This window comes from Streptomyces sp. NRRL B-24572, assembly GCF_002156145.1.
In the GTDB taxonomy this organism is placed as follows: Bacteria; Actinomycetota; Actinomycetes; order Streptomycetales; family Streptomycetaceae; genus Streptomyces; species Streptomyces vietnamensis.
On sequence record NZ_MWIG01001194.1, the window covers coordinates 1 to 522 of the forward strand.

General features: G+C 71.5%; 1 protein-coding gene. It reads left to right on the forward strand.

Annotation, left to right across the window (positions count from 1 at the left end):
• Window positions 1-187 precede the first annotated feature (187 nt).
• Window positions 188-522, forward strand: a 335-nt coding sequence (locus tag CCN56_RS41240; RefSeq protein WP_179200179.1) for an alcohol dehydrogenase catalytic domain-containing protein, incomplete at its 3' end; no start/stop codon positions are given.

The following is a 522-nucleotide window of genomic DNA, read 5'->3' on the forward strand; positions in this document are numbered from 1 at the left end:
CGGGGAGGACGTGCTGGACCCCGAGCAGTACACGGCCGCAGCCGTTCACGCAGGTCGCAGCGGGTGTGAGGGTCGGCTGTGAGGGGGGCGTCGCCGGGTGGGTCCGGCACCGTCGGTGGTCGGCGCGCGCGGCTGGACGGTGCGGGATCTACTGGTTTGAGGGGGAAGACTCTCGAGGAGGGATCCGATGGGTACCTATCGAGTCGCGCAGGTCGGCGCCGCGGGCGAGTCCTTCGCAGCCGTCGAGCGGGAGCTCGTGCCGCCGGCCCCGGGGCACGTGCGCATCGCCGTGGAAGCCTGCGGCATCTGTCACATGGACGCAGCCTTCGTCAACAACGCACTGCCCGGGCTGAGCTTTCCGCTGGTCCCGGGACACGAGATCGCCGGCCGCATCGCCGNNCGGGTGGGCGACCGGGTGGCGGTGGGCTGGTTCGGCGGTAGTTGCGGTGTCTGCACCCCGTGCCGCCAGGGCGACTTCGTCGTCTGCCGGAACATCAAGGTCCCCGGATGGGCCTACGACGG